Here is a 19,280-nt window from a genome sequence, read left to right as displayed (position 1 = left end):
CGGCCTGCTGCCCGGCGCGTCAGCTATGGCCTATTCCCGTAGTATACGGGTTTACACGCATGGAAATTTTTCCCCACTGTTTGACGGTTCGTGCTATTTGCGTTTGTAATGCTGCAAGTGCAAAGAAAGAGGAGTAGGCATATGTCGCTGACTGGTAAAACCGCTGTGATCACCGGATCGAATTCGGGCATCGGGCTGGGCGTGGCGCGGGAACTGGCGCGGGCGGGGGCCAATGTGGTGCTGAACTCTTTTACCGACCGGAACGAAGATCATGCGCTGGCTGCCGAAATCGCCGCTGAATTTGGTGTAGACGCCAAATATGTAAAGGCCGACATGTCCAATGGCGATGAATGCCGTGCGCTGATCGAACAAGCCGGAGCCTGCGATATTCTGGTGAACAACGCCGGGATTCAGCATGTGGCCCCGATTGATGAATTCCCGGTCGATAAGTGGAATGCGATCATCGCGATCAATATGAATTCGGCCTTTCACACCACGGCAGCGGCACTGCCGAAAATGCGGGCCGCCGGGTGGGGCCGGGTGGTCAATATCGCCAGCGCCCACGGGCTGACGGCCAGCCCGTTCAAATCCGCCTATGTGGCGGCGAAACATGGTGTGGTGGGCCTGACCAAGGTCACGGCGTTGGAAACCGCACGCGAACCGATCACCTGTAACGCGATCTGCCCCGGCTATGTCGCAACCCCGCTGGTCGAGGCGCAAATCCCCGACACGATGGCGAAATACAACATGAGCCGCGACGAAGTGGTGGAAAAGGTGCTGCTGGAGCGGCAACCCTCGAAGCAATTCGCCACGGTCGAACAGTTGGGCGGCACCACGGTGTTTCTGTGTTCAGATGCCGCCGCGCAAATCACCGGCACCACGATCAGCGTGGATGGCGGCTGGACCGCACTGTAAACGGTGAAACGAACTGTTGGGCGGTTTGTGGCCGCCCGACAGAGCATGGTAAAAGGGTAGGGCGGTTTGGCCAAGAAACGTATTAATCTGGCATTGCAGGGCGGCGGGGCGCATGGTGCCTTTACTTGGGGTGTTCTGGATCGGCTTCTGGAAGAAGAGGATCTGGAAATCGCGGCAATTTCCGGCACATCGGCCGGGGCAATGAACGGCGCAGCGCTGAAATCCGGCTGGATCGAAGGCGGCGCCGAAGGGGCGCGGGCCAAGCTGGATTGGCTATGGGGCAAGCTGGGGGCCGTGCATGATATGCGCATGACCACTTGGCTGGCCGGATTGATGCCAGACACCACCGGGTTGATGAACACGGCGCTGGAATATTCGCTGCCGTTTACCTTTGCCGATACGGTATCGCGGCTGTCATCGCCCTATGCGTTGGGGCCGTTTTACCAAAACCCGCTGCGGCAAATCGCAGAAGCCTTTGAATATGAGAAGGTCTGCGCCCGCGAAGGGCCGTGCCTGTTCATTGGCGCAACCAATGTACGAACCGGGCGTATCCGGGTGTTTTCCGGTGATGAAATGTCAGCCGAGGTGTTGCTGGCCTCGACCTGTTTGCCGACGCTGTTCAAGGCGGTGGAAATCGACGACCCGCAGACCGGCCAGCGCGAGGCATTTTGGGACGGGGGCTATACCGGCAACCCGGCGCTGTTTCCGTTGTTTGGGCAGGAGTATCCCGAAGACATCCTGATCGTGAATATCAACCCGCTGGAGCGGGCAGACGTCCCGATGACGCCGCAGCAAATTCAGAACCGGATTAACGAGATCAGTTTCAACTCGTCCCTGTTGCGGGAATTGCGGGTGATTTCCTACGCGCAGCAGATGCGCCGCGCGTGGGATCGCAATCTGGACGGGATGAAGAATATCAACATCCACATGATTGCCGATGACGCACTGATGACGGAATTATCCGTGACAACAAAGCTGGTCCCCAGCCCGTTCCTGTTGGTGCGCATGAAAATGGCCGGACGGAATGCCGCCGAGGCGTTTTTGCGAGATCACAAGGGGGATCTGAACGCGCGCAGCAGCGTGGATCTGGACGCGATGTTCTTGTAGTGCGGGGGTTATTTCCGCCGTTTATGGGCCTGTTCTTCGACTGCGGTTTGCGCCTCTTTCGCGGTGGGGTAAACCAGCCCGGCGGAAATCACCAGTTTGGCTGCGTCTTCCACGGTCATATCCAGTTCGATCACATCGGATTTCGGGAAATACAGCAGAAACCCCGATGTGGGGTTCGGTGTGGTCGGGACAAAGATGCTCATCAGCGTATCGTCGGTCGGGGCGCGGCGGGAAATTTCGCCCTTTGCCTGCGTGGATACGAACCCGATGGCCCAGATGCCCTTGCGCGGGTATTCGACCAAACAGGCCTTTTCAAAGCTGCGCTCGGATTGGGCAAAGACGGTTTCGGCGATCTGTTTCGCCCCCGAATAGATCGAGCGCACCACAGGCATCCGATCCACCAGCGATTCCCCCCAACGGATCAGTGAACGCCCCAACAACCCCTTGGCGACCCAGCCGATGATGATGGTAAAGACGATGCCAAAGATAATACCGACACCGCGCAGGTTGATGCCGATATATTCTTCGGGCTGGAACCGTTCAGGCACCAGCGGCAGCACCACGCTGTCCACCCAGCCCATCAGCGTCCAGACCAGCCAGATCGTCAGCCCCACCGGCGCGATCACCACCAACCCCGTCAGGAAGCTGGAGCGCAGCCGGGCAAACAGCCCCGGACGGCGGTGCGGAATGTGATCTTCGTCGAAGGGCGTATTCATAGTCGGGGTCCACGCAAGGGGCCACAAGGGGCTGTGTTAGCGCTATGTAAGTGGTTTACCGCAACGTCACAATGGGCGTCGGCACCTTGCGCGGGGCTGTCACCGAAGTTTGACCATATCGGCGGCAATCCGCGCGGCCAGTGCAGCGTTGTTCAGAACCAGCGCGATATTGGCGCTAAGCGACCGTCCCCCGGTCAGATCGTAAATCCGGCGCAACAGAAACGGCGTGACCTCTTTGCCGGTGATCCCCAGTTCGGCGGCGTTGGCGGTGGCTTCGGCAATGATGGGGTTCATTTCAGCGGGCGGGATTTCATGATCTGCGGGGATCGGATTGGCCACCAACTGCCCGCCGGGCAGTCCCAGCGCCGCCCGCATCACATGGGCGCGGGCGATCTGATCCGGCTGATCCATGCGCAACGGGGCTTTGAGCGGGGACGATGCAGACCAGAACGCCGGGAAACTGTCTTGCCCATAGGCGATGACCGGCACGCCAAGGGTTTCCAGCACCTCCAGCGTTTTGGGCACGTCCAAAATGGCCTTGGCCCCGGCGGCAACCACCGTGACAGGGGTCTGGGCCAGTTCTTGTAGATCCGCGGAAATGTCAAAACTGTCTTCGGCCCCTTTGTGAACCCCGCCGATACCGCCGGTGGCGAAAACCGAAATCCCCGCCAGCGCCGCCGCGATCATGGTGGATGCCACGGTGGTGGCCCCGGTGCCGCCCATCGCCAGACAGGCCGCCAGATCGGCGCGGGACAGTTTGGCGACGTTTTCCGCCTGCGCCAGTTGCGAAAGCTGCTCATCCGTCAGCCCCACATGCAGCACACCGTTCAGGACGGCAATCGTGGCCGGGGTTGCGCCCATATCGCTGACCATACCTTCGACGGCCTTGGCGGTTTCATAATTCTGCGGCCACGGCATTCCGTGGGTGATGATGGTGCTTTCCAACGCCACAACAGGGCGATTTTCGGCCAGCGCGGCCGCAACATCGGGGGACAGGGTCAGGGGCAGTTTCATCATGCGGGGTTTTCTCCGGCTACATAGGTGGCGGCGGCGGTCAGGGCGCGATGCAGGGCAGGGGCGCCGGTGATCCCGGCGCGTTCGGCGGCGATATGGGCCGCCATGAATGTATCCCCGGCCCCGGTGACACGCGTCACCAAAACCTGTGGCGGGGTGGCTGTCAGAATGCCATTCGGCCCGGATTCGGCGGCGGGGTTGCCGCCATCGGTCACAAGCACACGGGCGGCACCACGGGACGTTAGCCCCTGTGCGGCGGTGGCAGCATCCGGGAAATCGGATTTACACAGCAACCCCGCTTCCTCCAGATTGACATACAAAACGGCACGGGGATGACGCAGGAAGGGCAACAGGCGTTCTGCCTTGCCGGGCGAGGCGGGCGCAACCCGCAGATCCGCATGGGCAAAGGCAGGGTCGGAAGCAATTTGCTGCAACAGCGCCAGCGTCAGATTGCCGTCCAGCGCAATCAGCCCCTCATACGGGGTGTCAACATCCCCCAAGCGGCCATCGGTCAGCGGAGCCAGTATTTTTGAGCCAGACAATTCCAGCGAATGCGCGTCGGCAATTGCCGCGATCAGCCCATTGGCCCCTTCGACCGCCATATAGCGATCCGTTGGCAAATCATCCGACCGATAGGCCAGCGCAGTATCCACCCCCAGCCGTTCGCAGGCCGCAATCAGTTCATCCCCTTCGGCATCGCGGCCAATCGCCGTCAACACCGCGGGCCGCATCCCGAACCGCACCAGAGCCATCGCGATATTCATCGCCACGCCACCGGGCAGGCGGGTGATCCGCCCCGGCACGTCCGATCCCTGCCGCATCACCACGGGGGACCGTCCGATCACATCCCACAGCACGGAGCCTATACATACTATATCTGTCATGCCGTCAGCCTTTGCCCGGAATGCACCGATTGGCAAGCCCGTCTTGGGGGCAAGCGTCGGGGCAGGGGCATGAAATAGCCGGTGGTACGTGGCGAAAAGCCGGGATTTCGAGTATTTTGGATCAGAAAGAAGCAAAAAAGCCGGTTTTGAGGCCGAGGGCGGGGTTGCGTGGGGCAAAGGGCTGGTTTAAAGGACGCGCACTCAACCCGCAGGCGGGGTTGGGCCTGTGGGGGAGACATCCCCATATGTCCGCCGGTTGAAGCATCCGCTTCTACCCCCGCCGAGGCGAAACCGGAAAAGGAAAAAGACATGGCTCTTCCCGAGTTCACCATGCGCCAGCTGCTGGAAGCAGGCGTTCACTTCGGCCACCAGACGCAGCGTTGGAACCCCCGTATGGGCGAGTTCATCTATGGCGCGCGCAATGGCATCCACATCATGGACCTGACCCAGACCGTTCCGATGCTGGACGCGGCGCTGAATGTGATCCGTGAAACCGTAGCCAAGGGCGGCCGCGTGCTGTTCGTTGGCACCAAGCGTCAGGCCGCAGCGCCGATCGCAGATGCCGCCGAAAAATCGGCCCAATATTACATGAACCACCGCTGGCTGGGCGGCACGCTGACCAACTGGCAGACCGTTTCGCAGTCGATCAACCGCCTGAAAGCGATTGACGAGAAGCTGGAAGGCGGCGCTGAAGGTCTGACCAAGAAAGAGCGCCTGAACATGGAACGTGATCAGCAGAAGCTGCAAGCTTCGCTGGGCGGTATCCGTGAAATGGGCGGCGTGCCGGACCTGCTGTTCGTTATCGACGTGAAAAAAGAATCGCTGGCCATCGCAGAAGCTAAAAAACTGGGTATCCCGGTTGTGGGCGTGGTCGACACCAACTGCTCGCCCGATGGTGTGGATTACATCATCCCCGGCAACGATGACGCGGCCCGCGCAATCAGCCTGTATTGCGATCTGGTGGCCCGTGCGGCGCTGGACGGCATGACCGCGCAAATGGGTGCTGCTGGCGTTGATTTGGGTGCTTTGGAAGAAGCGCCGATCGAAGAAGCCGTGGCCGACGAAGCCTGATTTCAGGACCGTCATCAAACTGATACGGGGCGCGGGCACTGTCCGCGTCCGATAAACGCATTCTAATTCGAGGAGAGCCATAATGGCGATCACTGCTGCACAGGTAAAAGAGCTGCGCGAATCCACTGGCGTTGGCATGATGGACGCGAAAAAAGCGTTGGTCGAAAATGACGGCGACATGGAAGCCGCTGTTGACTGGCTGCGTACCAAAGGTCTGGCGAAAGCCGCCAAGAAAGCCGGTCGTACCGCCGCCGAAGGTCTGGTGGCCGTTGCTGTAAACGGTGGCGTAGGCGTGGCCGTCGAAGTGAACTCGGAAACCGACTTTGTTGCGAAGAACGCCGAATTCCAAACCATGGTCAAAGGCATTGCCGAAGCCGCGCTGAACGTCGCTGACGTTGACGCGCTGAAGGCAGCCGATCTGGGCGGGAAATCGGTTGAAACCGTGCTGACCGACAAAATCGCCACCATCGGCGAAAACATGACCCTGCGCCGGATGGCCAAGCTGGAAGCAGCTCAGGTTGCGACCTACATCCACAACGCAGCCGCAGACGGCATGGGCAAAATCGGCGTTCTGGTTGGCATGAACCGCGGCGACGAAGCATTCGGCAAACAGGTTGCCATGCACATCGCAGCAGCCAATCCCGCAGCCTTGGGCGAAGCGGATCTGGACGCCGCTATCGTTGAAAAAGAGCGTCAGGTTCAAATCGACATCGCGCGTGAATCGGGCAAGCCCGAAGCCGTGATCGAGAAAATGATCGAAGGCCGGATGAAGAAATTCATCGCCGAAAGCACCCTGCTGGGTCAGGCATTCGTTGTGAACCCCGATCTGACGGTGGAAGCCGCCGCCAAAGAAGCCGGTGCCGAAATCACCGGGTTCATCCGTCTGGAAGTTGGCGAAGGCATCGAGAAAGTCGAAGAAGACTTCGCCGCAGAAGTGGCGAAAGCCGTTAAAGGCTAATACGACCCTTAGCGTTGAAATGCAGAAAGCCCCGGAATTGTCCGGGGCTTTTTTTATGGGCTTTTGTGGGGGTAAGGCATGAAAAAACGGTGCAGCCCACAAGGGACAGCACCGCGGGGATGGTTTGACCGACCCCCGGACTATTTGGGGATGAGCGGGGGCCGGTCTGAAGTGCCGGTTCGCGAATGGAAATTCACCCGCGCACCGACGTCCGGATTGGATACCGGAAGGATCGACAGACCCCCGAAAATTGCGGGGATGCTTTTCCTTATGTCCCTTGGCCAAAGCCACCACTCACGGAACAATTGCAGGTTGCCTGTTAACGCGACGTTAAGAAAGTATGGGATTCCCTACCTTTCGCCTTCTATCCCTTTGGAATCGCAAAAAGTATGGAATTCCTTACCCATTTTGGGGTCAGGTTTCAGACGCGGTGTGCACTGCTCGCGTATGAGTGGAATGGCAATGAAATGCTCAGACTTCCATGACGAACATCTGGTTCTGAAGCGCGGCTTTCAACACGGCCTGCGCCGTGGTTTCAACGTTCAGCGATTCACGCGCCAGCCGCAGGTGTTTTTCCACCGTGGCCGAGGTCAGGCCCATCAGGAGCGCGATATCCTGCGTGGTTTTCCCATCGCCAACCCATTCAAGGGCTTCACGCTGGCGTTTGGTCAATTGCCGTCCAGGGCCGGAATAGGGCAGGGTCATGATCTTCAGATGCGCCACGTTGTTGATAACCAGAATGTCATCACCATGCCGCGCCCACATGGCGTCTACTTCATCCTGAGGCATGTCAGGCCGCGCAGTTAACGCAATCGCACCTTTAGTCCGCGGTGAAATCGAGCGGAAACTGATCGAATATCCCGCCAAGACCTTCTTGGACTGGTTAAATGCAATCACCTTACGTTCGCTTTCGCTCAACGCGCCGCTATCGCTCATTTTAGGAATAATGTTCCAGCTACAAGCGCCTTCATTTTCCAGCACCCATCTTACCATCGGGGCATGAAAATACAGACCTTGGCCCATGAACACATCGGTATACTCGGGGTCGTGATTGGACAGGACAACATAATCTTCGGGATCTCCCAAAGAGTTTCCCGAACGATAACGCGTGAAACCATACAGCAAGCGGTCAAACCCATAGGTCGCCATCTTGCGGGTATGCATATCCCAAAGTTCTTCGATGCTCTGTGTGTTTGTCAGAGCCGTCAGATACTCGGAAAGCTTCACGTTTTCCTCCGTCAAAATGCGCCACATCATACGAAACAAATGTGGCTATCAATCGGTGAGTGGGAACCGATAACACTTTGTTTTACACGTTGATATAGAATTTTGTCGAGTGAACACTGGACCAAAGAGTAAAAATTAAATTAAGCGGGCAATTCGGCCATTATATAATTATTAACATAATATTGATTATGCGATTTCTATGTCCGCATAGCCAACGCATGAATAAGCCGCGCCCCTGTTTCGTAATACAGACCTTTGGCCGTACACAGGCGTTCTTGATGTCCTCGGATCGGCGCAACGGGAAGATCTGTTTCATTCTGCGATAACAAGGCCGTCGCACAGGCTGCGCCGAATACGGTTCCCGGTGAAATACCGCGCCCGGAATAGCCAAAGACACCATAGGCATTCGGGCCAAGGTTTTGGATTTTCGGGATATGATCGGTCGTCATTCCAATGCGACCTGACCAAAAGTGACTGAATGCTTGCCCTGCCAATTGGGGAAACAGCCGCGCCAGTGCGCGTGTCGCCCAACTGCGGTGAATGCCCAAAGCATCAGGCAATCCCATCGCACCCAAAATAAACCGACCAGCCTGATCCTTGCGGAACGAAGTCATGACCAGCCCGGTATCCCAGCACCCTTCGTTGTTGGGTAATATGTCGGCCAATATGCGGTCTGGCAGTGGGTTCGTTGCCAGTTGAAAGAAATGGACCGGCGTGGTCGGTGTGGCCTGCAAGCCTTTGAATTTTTTACTATATGCATTGGTTGCCACTAACAAAGCCGGGGCGCGGACTGTGCCTTGGGTAGTGGTGATCGTCCAATCTCTGTCATGGGAAGCCCCGGTTACGGCACTATGCTCGTGGATTACAGCACCTTGTTCGGCAGCGGCCCGTGCCAGTCCCTTGACATAGCCAAGCGGTTGTACAGTCCCTGCCCTTTGGTCCCGTAATGCCCCATGAAACCATTTTGAACCAATAGCTTGTAAGACGTCTTTAATGTCCAAAAGACGCACGGGCGCCTTGCGAACCGCCTGCTGTTGATACCGATCCTGTAAATCGACCATCCCCGCCGCGGAATGTGCGCAATGCAGGGTGCCGTTGCGCACAGGTTCACATTGGATGTCGTGGCGTTCGATCAAGCGATATACGCGGTCCGGTCCCTCGGCCAGCACGGCGTTCAGCCGAATACCCGCTTGCTGCCCCATCTGTGCCATCACCTGATCAGGGGGCAACCACAGCCCCGCATTCGCCAGCCCCACATTCCGGCCCGATCCACCATAGCCAATGGTTTCCGCCTCTAGCAGGACCACCTTCGCGCCCTGCCCGGCAGCTTGCAATGCGGCGGAACAGCCGGTGAAACCGCCGCCAATGATCACCAGATCGGCGCTGATTTCACCGCTCAGAGGGGCGGCGTGGAAATCTTCGGCGCAGGTATCAGACCATAGGTTTTTCATGCGGGGCACTCCTTTGGCAACAGCGGTACTGCCCCATGCGGGGCCATGCAAGCCGCAGGATGCGAAACGGGGGCAGCCTGCGCCACCCCCGTTGAAATCCCGTGCAAGATCAGATCAGAAGAACGCCTGAATCCCAGTTTGCGCCCGGCCTAGGATCAGCGCGTGAACATCATGCGCCCCTTCATAGGTGTTCACCGTTTCCAGGTTGACCATGTGGCGGATGACGCCAAATTCCAAGCTGATGCCATTGCCGCCGTGCATGTCGCGGGCCATCCGCGCAATATCCAAGGCTTTGCCACAGTTGTTACGCTTGACGATGGAAATCATTTCGGGCGCGGCCTGCGCCTTGTCCATCAGACGCCCCACCTGCAACGAGGCCTGTAGCCCCAGCGCGATTTCGGTCTGCATGTCGGCCAGTTTTTTCTGATACAACTGCGTCGCGGCCAGCGGGCGTTTGAACTGGTGACGATCCAGCCCGTATTGGCGCGCGGCGTGCCAGCAGAACTCAGCGGCCCCCAAAGCGCCCCAGCTAATGCCATACCGTGCGCGGTTCAGACAGCCGAACGGGCCTTTCAGGCCTTCGACATGCGGCAGCAGCGCATCTTCGCCCACTTCCACATTGTCCAGCACGATTTCCCCGGTGATCGAGGCGCGCAGCGACATTTTCTTTTCAATCTTCGGCGCGCTCAGGCCTTTCATGCCTTTTTCCAGCACGAAGCCGCGAATTTTGCCGCCGTGGGCTTCGGACTTGGCCCAGACAACGAACACATCTGCGATCGGGCTGTTGGAAATCCACATCTTTGCGCCGTTCAGCACATAGCCGTTTTCGGTTTTCGTGGCGCGGGTTTTCATGCCCGCCGGGTCCGAACCGGCATCGGGTTCAGTCAGGCCGAAACAGCCGATCCATTCACCGCTGGACAGTTTGGGAAGATATTTTTTCCGTTGTTCTTCAGAACCATAGGCGTAGATCGGATACATCACCAGCGACGATTGCACCGACATCATCGACCGATAGCCGCTGTCCACACGCTCGACCTCGCGGGCGACCAGACCATAGGTCACATACCCCGCGCCCAACCCGCCGTATTCCTCGGGGATGGTGGTGCCCAGCAGGCCCATTTCCCCCATTTCACGGAAGATTTCCGGGTCGGTGGTTTCATCTTGGAACGCCTTCAGAACCCGCGGTTGCAGTTTTTCCTGACAATAGGCACGGGCGCTGTCGCGGATCATCCGCTCGTCTTCGGTGAGCTGATCTTCCAGCTTAAAGGGATCGTCCCAAACAAAGCTGTTCAGGTCCGGGGCGTCTTTGGCGCGAAGGGTGGGTTTGTCGCTCATTCGTCAGGGTCCAATCTTGTGCATGAGTTTTTTGCAGAATTGCCCAAGGATAGCTTGAGTTTCGGGCTGCGAACAGCAATTCTTTGGCATCAACATATGAGTTTTCAGAATACATGCTTGCGCCTCGCCGTTTCCTGCCCTCGATTGCCTCGCTGCGCGCGTTAGAGGCCTTGGACCGCCTTGGTTCAGCCACCGCCGTAGCCGAGGAGCTGAACCAAACCCAAAGCGCGGTCAGCCGTCAGCTACAGGCATTGGAAACCCAGCTTGGAACGGCGCTGATCATCCGCGATCGCAAGAAAATGCGCCTGACCCCAGCGGCGCAGGATTACGTAACCGAGGTCCGGGCCGCGTTGCAAAAAATCGCACAGGCCAGCGTGAAATTACAGGTTAACCCCGAAGGCGGCAGCCTGAATTTGGCGATCCTGCCCACGTTCGGAATGCGCTGGCTGGTGCCGCGTCTGGCAGATTTCGCCCGCCTGCACCCAGAGGTGACAATCAATATGGCAACGCGACTGGAAAGATTTAACTTTGCGCAGGAACCATTTGATGCAGCTATACATTATGGAAAACCGGATTGGCCCGGAACCGGGTATTTGCGATTGCTGGATGAACAGGTATTGCCGGTCTGTGCCCCCGGTTTGATTGCCGGGGAAACCATCGCGCACCCGCGTGATTTGCTGTCTTTTCCGCTACTGCAAATTCAGACCCGCCCCTATGCGTGGGGGCAATGGTTTGCCTCTTACGGGGTGCAGGCCCAAGGGATCACCGGCACGCTGTACGATCAGTTCAGCACCATCACACAGGTGGCCATTCACGGGCTGGGTATCGCGCTGTTGCCGGATTATCTGGCGCAGCCGGAACTGCAATCCGGGCGTTTGGTGGCGGCCTATGGGACGGCCACGCGATCCTTGGGCAGCTATTACCTGATCTGGCCACAGGAAAAATCCCGCAACAAATCGCTGCGCCTGTTCCGTGATTGGCTGGCCGGTCAGGTCGAACTGGAAGACGGGCTTCCGCGCTGACATATGCGCAAACAGCAAAAAGGGGGCCATCGCCCCCCCTGCCCTTTATCCCAGCGCGTAACCAGCGCCGCGTACCGTCCGCAATGGATCTTCGCCGCCGTGACGGGTCAGCGCCTTGCGCAGGCGCCCGATGTGAACGTCCACGGTGCGCGTATCCACATAGATGTCACGCCCCCAGACCCGATCCAAAAGCTGTTCACGCGACCAGACCCGACCCGGTTTTTCCATGAAGGTGGACAACAGGCGGAATTCGGTGGGGCCAAGCTTCAACGCTTCGCCCGAACGGGTCACACGATGGGTTTCGGCATCCAGAATGATGTCTTCGTATTCCAGACGCTCGCCCACGGTGGCCGGACGGGTGCGGCGCAGTTGCGCACGCACACGGGCCATCAATTCAATCACCGAATAGGGTTTAACCACATAGTCATCCGCCCCGGTTTCCAATCCGCGCACCTTGTCCACCTCTTCGGACCGGGCCGAAAGCATCAGGATCGGGATTGCGCGGGTTTCGGTACGGGTTTTCAGACGGCGGCACACCTCGATCCCGGAAACATTTGGCAGCATCCAGTCCAGAACGATGATGTCGGGGGTTTCCTCCTCGACCATGATCAGACCTTCTTCGCCGTTTTCGGCTTTTACCACACGGAACCCTTCGGCTTCTAGGTTATAGGCCAGCACCTCGCGTTGTGCGGGTTCGTCCTCGACGATCAAAACAGTGGGCTGAGTTTGTGCGGACATGTGTTAGTCCTCGTCCTCGTCACCGATCTGCCCCAACGCAGCATTGACCGAGGTCATGTCACCCTTGGGCCGGTTATCATCAGGCATCGACCCCGTGACCAGATACACCACCTGTTCCGCGATCGAGGTCACATGATCCCCCATCCGTTCGGTGTTTTTGGCGATGAAATGCAGGTGCATACAGGCAGTGATGGACCGCGGGTCTTCCATCATAAAGGTCAGGAATTCGCGGAACAGCGCGTTATACATCTGATCCACGTCCCTGTCGCGATGGATTACATCCATCGCCAGTTCGGCATCACGGCGGATATAGGCGTCCAGCGCATCCTTCAGCATCAACTGCACTTCGCGGGCCATCCGGCGCAGCGCGGCGTGCGATCCGTTGATCGGGGTCATCTGCACCAGAACGCCCGTGCGCTTGGCCATATTTTTCGCGTAATCCCCGATGCGCTCCAGATTGCCCGAGATTTTCATCACGGTCAGGATCACCCGCAAGTCCACCGCAGCAGGTGCCCGCAGCGCGATCATCCGGGCTGAATTTTCGTTGATCAACTCTTCCAGCGCATCAATGGCACGATCCCCGGCGCGAACCTTTTCGGCCAGTTCCTCGTCCCGTTCTTCCAATGACTGCGCGGCTTCCAGAATGGCTGTTTCGACCAGCCCGCCCATTTTCATGATCTGGGTTTGAATGCCTTCCAGATCACGGTCAAAGGACGATACGATATGTTTGTCGGACATGGTTATTCTCCTGACCCGCTGTTACCCGATCCGGCCCGTGATATAGCTTTCGGTGCGTGGATCGACGGGGTTGGTAAAAATCTGGGTGGTGTCGCCGTATTCGACCAGATTGCCCAAATGGAAAAAGGCGGTTTTCTGGCTGACACGCGCGGCCTGCTGCATCGAGTGGGTGACGATCACCACGGAATATTGTTCCCGCAACTCGTCAATCAGTTCTTCGACCTGCGCGGTGGCAATCGGGTCCAGCGCCGAACAGGGTTCGTCCATCAGCAGCACCTCTGGTTCTGTCGCCACGGCGCGGGCAATACACAAACGCTGCTGTTGACCACCGGACAGGCCGGTGCCGGGGGCATCCAGACGGTCCTTGACCTCGTCCCAGATGGCGCCGCGGCGCAGGGATTTTTCCACGATTTCATCCAGTTCCGCCTTGTTGCGGGCCAGCCCGTGAATACGCGGGCCATAGGCCACGTTGTCATAGATCGACTTGGGGAACGGGTTGGGTTTTTGAAAGACCATGCCCACCTTGGCGCGCAATTGCACCGGGTCGACACGTTTATCGTAGATGTCTTCGCCATCCAGCAGAATGTCACCTTCCACCCGGCACACGTCAATCGTGTCATTCATCCGGTTCAGACACCGCAGGAAGGTGGACTTGCCACAGCCCGACGGGCCGATAAAGGCGGTTACGGTTTTATCCAGAAGATCCACGTTCACGTCTTTGATGGCGTGGGTATTGCCGTAATAGACCTGCACATCTTTAGCGGCGATCTTGGTTGATTTCTGGTCCACGGTTTTCTCCAGACTTGGGGCGTCGTACATGGTCATACCTTTTCTTACCACCGGCGTTCAAACCGGCGCCGCAGCATGATGGCGGCAATGTTCATAATCACAAGGAACACCAGCAGCACGATAATAGCGCCCGATGCACGTTCCACAAAGGCCGGGTCGCCGCGTGTGGTCCAGTTATAGACCTGCACCGGCAGGGCCGAGGCCGGATCAAAGAACCCTTCGGGCGGGCTGGCAGGGTATTCGCGGACAAAGGCCACCATCCCGATCAGCAGCAGCGGTGCCGTTTCGCCCAAGGCCTGCGCCAGACCGATGATCGTACCTGTCAGGATACCCGGCATCGCCAGCGGCAATACATGATGGAACACGGACTGCATTTTGGACGCGCCAATTCCCAGCGCCGCATCCCGGATCGAGGGCGGCACGGCCTTCAGCGCCGCGCGGGTGGCAATAATAATCGTCGGCAGGGTCATCAGGGTCAGCACCAGACCGCCCACCACCGGGGCCGATTGCGGCAAACCGGCAATGTTGATGAAAATTGCCAGACCCAGAATACCGAACACGATGGACGGCACGGCAGCCAGATTGGAAATATTCACCTCGATCAGGTCGGTCCAGCGGTTTTGCGGCGCAAATTCTTCCAGATAGATCGACGCGGCAACCCCCAGCGGCAGCGACAGGCACAGCACGATCAGCATCATGTAAATCGACCCAAGGATCGCCACACCCAAACCGGCCGCTTCGGGGCGCGTATCAGACGCATCCGGCGCGGTAAAGAACGCCCAGTTGAACTTGATCTGCAAAACGCCCGCTTGTTTCAGCTTATCGGCCAACATCAGTTGTTCCGGCGAAATGTTGCGGTCCAGTTGGGCGCTTTCCATCGTCACGCGACCTTTGAAATAGCCGTCAATCCGCCCCGCAGCCAGCAGGCTGAATTCAACGGTTTCCCCGATCTTGTCAGGGTTCGCCAGCACAAAGCGGCGCAAATCTGCCGGGGCTTCCTTGGAAATCAGTTCAGCCGCTTTTTTGGCATTCAAACCGTCAACGGCGGCGCCGTTTTCCTTGATCGCGGCCTCCATCGCTTTTTGGATCAGGGGCGCATAGCCAAAGGTCGTGACCTTGGCGATTTTTTCCAGATCACCATCGCCTGCCTTGTCCAGCTTCGCCGGATCAAGGAACACGTTCAGCGTGATATAGGTCTGCCGAAAGGAAGAGGCCCCATTCATCAGGATCGACGACAGCAACCCAATCAGTGCAATCACCCCGATGGACACGGCAATCACGCCCATCAGACGAAACCGCGCCTCCGAGGCATTGCGGCGTTTGGTGCGCGCGTCCAGTTCCAACAAAGACCCGCCACGCCGACGCCCGTTCGCGCCAGTCGGGGAAGAAGTGAAATCGGTCATTCGTACTGCTCCCGATATTTGCGCACGATGTACAGCGCCAGAATGTTCAGACCCAGCGTAAAGACGAACAACGTCAGCCCCAGCGCAAAGGCCACCAGCGTTTCAGGGCTGGCAAATTCAGTATCGCCGGTCAATTGGCTGACGATCTTGACGGTCACGGTGGTCATCGCCTCAAAGGGGTTCAGGCCCAGCTTGGCCGCGGCCCCTGCCCCCATGACCACGATCATGGTTTCGCCAATGGCCCGGCTGGCCGCCAACAAGACAGCCCCAACCACACCGGGCAGCGCCGCAGGCAATACCACCTGTTTAATGGTTTCCGATTGGGTGGCCCCCAACCCATAAGACCCGTCGCGCATGGATTGCGGCACCGCGTTGATGATGTCATCCGACAGCGATGACACGAACGGGATCAGCATGATCCCCATCACCAACCCCGCCGTCAGAACCGAGGACGAAGACGACCCCAATCCCAGCGGTTCAGCGATATAATCGCGCAAAAACGGGCCAACGGTGATCAGCGCAAACAGACCGTAAACAATCGTGGGAATACCAGCCAGCACCTCGATCGCGGGTTTGGCAACGCTGCGCACATGTTTGCTGGCGTATTCCGCCAGATAGATTGCAATCATCAGCCCCACCGGCACGGCCACCAGCAGCGCCACCAGCGACACATAGAACGTCCCCCACAGCAACGGCAGAATACCCAGATCCGAACCGCCCCGGAATTGCGGGTTCCACACGGTCGAGAAGAAGAAATCCTTGGCCGGGTAGATTTTGAAGAAGTTGATCGTTTCAAACAGAAGCGACGAAACAATGCCGACAGTGGTCAAAATCGCCACCAGCGACGCCCCGATCAGCAGCGCCTTTACAAAGTTTTCGCTGATATTACGCGCCCGCAGATCCGTATTGATCCGCATCAGTGTCCAGCCCCCGGCGCCAAGCGTCAGAACCAAAACCGCAATGGTCATCGCCAAAGCGCCGGTTTTGCTGGATTGGCGCATTTCTTTGGCGGCATCGAATACGGCCACAGGAACATCCGACCCCAGCGCAACGCCAACATTGGCAAGACGCGACCGGATGTTCGTTATATCCGCGCGCATCTGGTCCAGTTCATTTTCGGATATACCGCCGTCTGCCATCATCGCGTCCAGACCATCAGCAATGCGCCGGACATCGGCCATCACCAGACTGCGCGCCCCACCTTCGGGAATGACACTGTCGGGGATCATTGCATTGACGCGTGAATCGATCAGAACCGGCTGCAAAAACAACCAAGCAGCCATCAGCAACAAAGCCGGCACCGCAGTGAACAGTGCAACCGACTGACCATAATATCCGGGCAGGGAATGAAGTTTGCGCCCCGTTGCCGTGGCCAATGACAATGCGCGACCGCGGCCAAGGAAATATCCCAAAACCCCAAGGCCAATCACGATCAGCGAAAGAATTCCTGCGCTCATAAGCTTACCGCCAAATAAAAGAATACGGGCGGCGCATGACACGCCACCCGCCTTGGATCAGATTACTTCAACGCGCCCATCGGGGTGCGGTTGGCAACCATTTCCTGCGTTTTTGCCAGTTCCGGGTCCGAAACCAGACCGTATGCGGCCAGCGGGCCATCGGGGCCAGCCATGTCGTCAGACACGAAGAACTCGATATATTCCTGCATACCGGGGATCACGTCCAGGTGTGCGTTCTTGACGTAGAAGAACAGCGGGCGCGATACCGGATATTCGCCGGTTGCGATGCTTTCCACCGACGGCATCACACCGCCCATAGTGGCCACGGTCAGCTTGTCGGTGTTGTTCTGGTAGAAGGACAGACCAAACACGCCGATACCGTTTTTGTTGGCATCCACACGGGCCAGCGTTTCGGTATAGTCACCGTCGATGTCGATCGAACGGCCATCGGTGCGCAGTTGCATACAGGCTTTGCCTGCTTTTTTCTTGTCGCCGTCCACGGTGGCCTTGTGTGCATCGTAAGCGCCGGTTTCTTTACAGCCGTCTACGATCACCTTCTCGTCGAACACTTCGCGGGTGCCGTGTTTGGTGCCGGGAACAAAGGCCAGAATTTCCTGCGCAGGCAGATCGGCGCGGATCTCGTTCCACATTTTATAGGGGTTGTCGATCAGCTTGCCGTCTTTCATGACCTTGGCGGCCAGTGCGTTGTGCCAGTCAGCCGGGGTAAAGGCATAGGTCGGGCCGTTGATGTCGGACGCGAACACGATCCCATCGTAGCCAATGCGGACTTCCATGATCTCGGTCACGCCATTGCTGGCGCACAAGTCGATATCCGATTGCTTGATGCGCGAGGACGAGTTTGCGATGTCGATGGTGTTTTCGCCAACGCCTTCGCACAGTTTCTTGCGGCCTGCACCCGACCCGCCCGATTCAACAACCGGGGTCGGGAAATCAAAGTTTTCACCGAACGCTTCGGCCACGATCGAGGCATAGGGCAGAACGGTGGACGAACCGGCGATTTGCACCTGATCGCGTGCTACAGCGGCAGTTGCGGAAACGGCTGCAATCGCCAGGGTCGAGGCGGTCAGTTTCACGAAGGACATAAAGAAACTCCTGATTTCGGTTTGTGGGCCGCTTTGATTTGGCTGCGGCCTCTGAACCGGGGATGTATCGACGCTATGCCAACCTTTTGTGACGCAAGTGTAACAGATACATGACAAACTGCACCCTTGGGTGTTTTCACGTCACAATCCCAATCAATACCACCGGGACTTTCGCGCAAATATCGCATCCGGAAGCCAGGAATATAATCAATAGGTGAAAATTGGGGGAATTATCCCCGAATTGACGACAATACCCCGACATCGGAGATGTCATAAAGCATCGCAGAATCAGCGCAATTACAGCGGCAAAATAACCGTAAAGCAGCTTCCCTGCCCCGGTTCGCTGTCGATCTTCAGCCGCCCCCGATGCCGGTTGACGATGTGTTTTACAATCGCCAATCCCAACCCGGTGCCGCCCATTTCGCGCGAGCGATGGCTGTCCACCCGGTAAAACCGTTCCGTCAGGCGCGGGATGTGAATCAGATCAATCCCCGGCCCGGTATCCTGCACCGACAGACGCGCCGCCGGACCACGCAGCGCCGGATCACGTTCCATCACCGACAACGACAGCGTGACCGTCCCGCCATCGCCGCCGTATTTGATGGCGTTTTCTGCCAGATTGGTCAGCACTTGCCGTATCTGATCCCCATCCGCAGGCACCACGACCGGCTGATCCGGTAAATCTGCGATCACCGTGACCTGCGATTTTTCCGACAGATGCGACAGGTTGCGGATCACGGACCCTACCAGTTCATTCAGATTTACCGCAGAATCCGGGCGGATACGTTCCTGCGATTCCACCTGTGACAAGGACAGCAAATCCTTGACCAGCCGCCCCATGCGCCCGGCTTCGTTCGCCATGATGCCCAAGAACCGTTCCCGTGCCTTGGCATCATCCTTGGCTGGGCCTTGCAAGGTTTCAATAAACCCCAGCAACGCCGTCAATGGTGTGCGCAATTCGTGGCTGACATTGGCCACGAAATCACGGCGCATCTGTTCGGCGGTTTCCAGATGGGTGACATCCTCGAATGTCACCAAAACACCCGATTGATCGCCGTGCCGGATAAACCCGCAATGCACCTTATAGGTCATATCATTGCGGCCCACGGTCGTCAGATACCGGGTGTCGCGCGGTTGCCCGGACTGGCGGCAGGCATCAATCGCATCCAGAACCGAAGGCTGGCGCAGCACCGTCAGCAAATGCCGCCCGGTCAGTTGATCGGTCGCCAGCAGCTTCGCCGCCAACTGGTTTCCGCCCAGCACCCGTTCCCCTGTGCCCACCAGCAACGCAGGCATAGGGATCGCGGCAACCGTATCCGAAATCAGCGTTTCCGTCATATCCCGCGCGGCCC

18 protein-coding genes are annotated in these 19,280 nt (G+C 58.1%); 5 read left to right on the top strand and 13 right to left on the bottom strand.

Features of this window, described 5'->3' with window-relative positions:
- Nucleotides 1–141 precede the first annotated feature (141 nt).
- Nucleotides 142–915: a 3-hydroxybutyrate dehydrogenase gene (locus FN828_RS05830; RefSeq protein WP_142492452.1), complete on the top strand. Its 774-nt coding sequence runs from the start codon at nt 142–144 to the stop codon at nt 913–915.
- A 66-nt stretch (nt 916–981) separates the two neighbouring features.
- Complete coding sequence (locus FN828_RS05825) at nt 982–2,022, top strand: patatin-like phospholipase family protein (RefSeq protein ID WP_142492451.1); 1,041 nt, start codon at nt 982–984, stop codon at nt 2,020–2,022.
- 8 nt (nt 2,023–2,030) lie between these two features.
- On the opposite strand, the gene FN828_RS05820 is transcribed toward FN828_RS05825, so the two are convergent.
- The 3 genes from FN828_RS05820 to FN828_RS05810 all read right to left on the bottom strand — a co-directional run bounded on the left by FN828_RS05820 (nt 2,031) and on the right by FN828_RS05810 (nt 4,636).
- Entirely contained in the window at nt 2,031–2,738 is a 708-nt protein-coding gene (locus FN828_RS05820) for a DUF502 domain-containing protein (protein ID WP_142492450.1), read from the bottom strand.
- 99 nt (nt 2,739–2,837) lie between these two features.
- On the bottom strand, nt 2,838–3,755 hold the full coding sequence (locus FN828_RS05815) for a pseudouridine-5'-phosphate glycosidase (protein WP_142492449.1): 918 nt from the start codon (nt 3,753–3,755) through the stop codon (nt 2,838–2,840).
- Nucleotides 3,752–4,636 (bottom strand): PfkB family carbohydrate kinase, encoded by an 885-nt coding sequence (locus FN828_RS05810; protein ID WP_142492448.1) that lies wholly within the window; start codon nt 4,634–4,636, stop codon nt 3,752–3,754. The genes FN828_RS05815 and FN828_RS05810 overlap by 4 nt, the downstream gene beginning before the upstream one ends.
- A 309-nt stretch (nt 4,637–4,945) precedes the next feature.
- On the opposite strand from FN828_RS05810, the gene rpsB reads away from it, so the two are divergent.
- Together rpsB and tsf are read left to right on the top strand one after the other, a co-directional pair.
- Nucleotides 4,946–5,707 carry a 30S ribosomal protein S2 gene (rpsB, locus tag FN828_RS05805; RefSeq protein WP_142492447.1) on the top strand — a complete coding sequence of 254 codons (762 nt, stop codon included), beginning with the start codon at nt 4,946–4,948 and terminating at the stop codon, nt 5,705–5,707.
- An 82-nt stretch (nt 5,708–5,789) separates the two neighbouring features.
- Nucleotides 5,790–6,665, top strand: coding sequence for a translation elongation factor Ts (tsf, locus tag FN828_RS05800; RefSeq protein ID WP_142492446.1), 876 nt, complete (start codon nt 5,790–5,792; stop codon nt 6,663–6,665).
- A gap of 471 nt (nt 6,666–7,136) precedes the next feature.
- On the opposite strand, the gene FN828_RS05795 is transcribed toward tsf, so the two are convergent.
- From FN828_RS05795 to FN828_RS05785, 3 genes are all read right to left on the bottom strand, one after another.
- Entirely contained in the window at nt 7,137–7,919 is a 783-nt protein-coding gene (locus FN828_RS05795) for a LuxR family transcriptional regulator (RefSeq protein WP_142492486.1), read from the bottom strand.
- Between the two features lie 170 nt (nt 7,920–8,089).
- Nucleotides 8,090–9,343 (bottom strand): NAD(P)/FAD-dependent oxidoreductase, encoded by a 1,254-nt coding sequence (locus FN828_RS05790; protein WP_235891411.1) that lies wholly within the window; start codon nt 9,341–9,343, stop codon nt 8,090–8,092.
- A gap of 114 nt (nt 9,344–9,457) precedes the next feature.
- Nucleotides 9,458–10,678: an acyl-CoA dehydrogenase gene (locus FN828_RS05785; RefSeq protein WP_142492444.1), complete on the bottom strand. Its 1,221-nt coding sequence runs from the start codon at nt 10,676–10,678 to the stop codon at nt 9,458–9,460.
- Between the two features lie 113 nt (nt 10,679–10,791).
- On the opposite strand from FN828_RS05785, the gene FN828_RS05780 reads away from it, so the two are divergent.
- Nucleotides 10,792–11,700: a LysR family transcriptional regulator gene (locus FN828_RS05780; RefSeq protein WP_142492443.1), complete on the top strand. Its 909-nt coding sequence runs from the start codon at nt 10,792–10,794 to the stop codon at nt 11,698–11,700.
- Nucleotides 11,701–11,745: 45 nt separating this feature from the next.
- Here FN828_RS05780 and phoB read toward each other — a convergent pair whose 3' ends face one another.
- The 7 genes from phoB to FN828_RS05745 all read right to left on the bottom strand — a co-directional run bounded on the left by phoB (nt 11,746) and on the right by FN828_RS05745 (nt 19,266).
- Nucleotides 11,746–12,438: a phosphate regulon transcriptional regulator PhoB gene (gene phoB / locus FN828_RS05775; protein WP_142492442.1), complete on the bottom strand. Its 693-nt coding sequence runs from the start codon at nt 12,436–12,438 to the stop codon at nt 11,746–11,748.
- A 3-nt stretch (nt 12,439–12,441) separates the two neighbouring features.
- The gene (gene phoU / locus FN828_RS05770; RefSeq protein WP_142492441.1) at nt 12,442–13,176 is read right to left on the bottom strand and encodes a phosphate signaling complex protein PhoU; all 735 of its coding nucleotides are present in this window, start codon (nt 13,174–13,176) and stop codon (nt 12,442–12,444) included.
- Nucleotides 13,177–13,197: 21 nt separating this feature from the next.
- Nucleotides 13,198–13,995 carry a phosphate ABC transporter ATP-binding protein PstB gene (gene pstB / locus FN828_RS05765; protein ID WP_142492485.1) on the bottom strand — a complete coding sequence of 266 codons (798 nt, stop codon included), beginning with the start codon at nt 13,993–13,995 and terminating at the stop codon, nt 13,198–13,200.
- 14 nt (nt 13,996–14,009) lie between these two features.
- Nucleotides 14,010–15,368, bottom strand: a complete 1,359-nt coding sequence (gene pstA, locus FN828_RS05760; RefSeq protein WP_142492440.1) for a phosphate ABC transporter permease PstA — start codon at nt 15,366–15,368, stop codon at nt 14,010–14,012.
- Nucleotides 15,365–16,825, bottom strand: coding sequence for a phosphate ABC transporter permease subunit PstC (gene pstC, locus FN828_RS05755; protein ID WP_142492439.1), 1,461 nt, complete (start codon nt 16,823–16,825; stop codon nt 15,365–15,367). The genes pstA and pstC overlap by 4 nt, the downstream gene beginning before the upstream one ends.
- Nucleotides 16,826–16,887: 62 nt before the next feature.
- Complete coding sequence (locus FN828_RS05750) at nt 16,888–17,928, bottom strand: substrate-binding domain-containing protein (protein ID WP_142492438.1); 1,041 nt, start codon at nt 17,926–17,928, stop codon at nt 16,888–16,890.
- Between the two features lie 297 nt (nt 17,929–18,225).
- Entirely contained in the window at nt 18,226–19,266 is a 1,041-nt protein-coding gene (locus tag FN828_RS05745) for a sensor histidine kinase (RefSeq protein ID WP_142492437.1), read from the bottom strand.
- Between the last annotated feature and the right edge of the window lie 14 nt (nt 19,267–19,280).

The organism is Thalassovita litoralis (genome assembly GCF_900182725.1).
Classification (GTDB): domain Bacteria; phylum Pseudomonadota; class Alphaproteobacteria; order Rhodobacterales; family Rhodobacteraceae; genus Thalassobius; species Thalassobius litoralis.
This window is presented reverse-complemented; position numbering and strand designations above follow the sequence as displayed.

Coding starts and splice junctions, on each gene's coding strand:
- FN828_RS05830 (WP_142492452.1), top strand. CDS start 142: ATGTCGCTGACTGGTAAAACCGCTGTGATCACCGGATCGAATTCGGGC.
- FN828_RS05820 (WP_142492450.1), bottom strand. CDS start 2,738: ATGAATACGCCCTTCGACGAAGATCACATTCCGCACCGCCGTCCGGGG.
- FN828_RS05815 (WP_142492449.1), bottom strand. CDS start 3,755: ATGATGAAACTGCCCCTGACCCTGTCCCCCGATGTTGCGGCCGCGCTG.
- FN828_RS05810 (WP_142492448.1), bottom strand. CDS start 4,636: ATGACAGATATAGTATGTATAGGCTCCGTGCTGTGGGATGTGATCGGA.
- rpsB (WP_142492447.1), top strand. CDS start 4,946: ATGGCTCTTCCCGAGTTCACCATGCGCCAGCTGCTGGAAGCAGGCGTT.
- tsf (WP_142492446.1), top strand. CDS start 5,790: ATGGCGATCACTGCTGCACAGGTAAAAGAGCTGCGCGAATCCACTGGC.
- FN828_RS05795 (WP_142492486.1), bottom strand. CDS start 7,919: ATGTGGCGCATTTTGACGGAGGAAAACGTGAAGCTTTCCGAGTATCTG.
- FN828_RS05790 (WP_235891411.1), bottom strand. CDS start 9,343: ATGAAAAACCTATGGTCTGATACCTGCGCCGAAGATTTCCACGCCGCC.
- FN828_RS05785 (WP_142492444.1), bottom strand. CDS start 10,678: ATGAGCGACAAACCCACCCTTCGCGCCAAAGACGCCCCGGACCTGAAC.
- FN828_RS05780 (WP_142492443.1), top strand. CDS start 10,792: ATGCTTGCGCCTCGCCGTTTCCTGCCCTCGATTGCCTCGCTGCGCGCG.
- phoB (WP_142492442.1), bottom strand. CDS start 12,438: ATGTCCGCACAAACTCAGCCCACTGTTTTGATCGTCGAGGACGAACCC.
- phoU (WP_142492441.1), bottom strand. CDS start 13,176: ATGTCCGACAAACATATCGTATCGTCCTTTGACCGTGATCTGGAAGGC.
- pstB (WP_142492485.1), bottom strand. CDS start 13,995: ATGTACGACGCCCCAAGTCTGGAGAAAACCGTGGACCAGAAATCAACC.
- pstA (WP_142492440.1), bottom strand. CDS start 15,368: ATGACCGATTTCACTTCTTCCCCGACTGGCGCGAACGGGCGTCGGCGT.
- pstC (WP_142492439.1), bottom strand. CDS start 16,825: ATGAGCGCAGGAATTCTTTCGCTGATCGTGATTGGCCTTGGGGTTTTG.
- FN828_RS05750 (WP_142492438.1), bottom strand. CDS start 17,928: ATGTCCTTCGTGAAACTGACCGCCTCGACCCTGGCGATTGCAGCCGTT.
- FN828_RS05745 (WP_142492437.1), bottom strand. CDS start 19,266: ATGACGGAAACGCTGATTTCGGATACGGTTGCCGCGATCCCTATGCCT.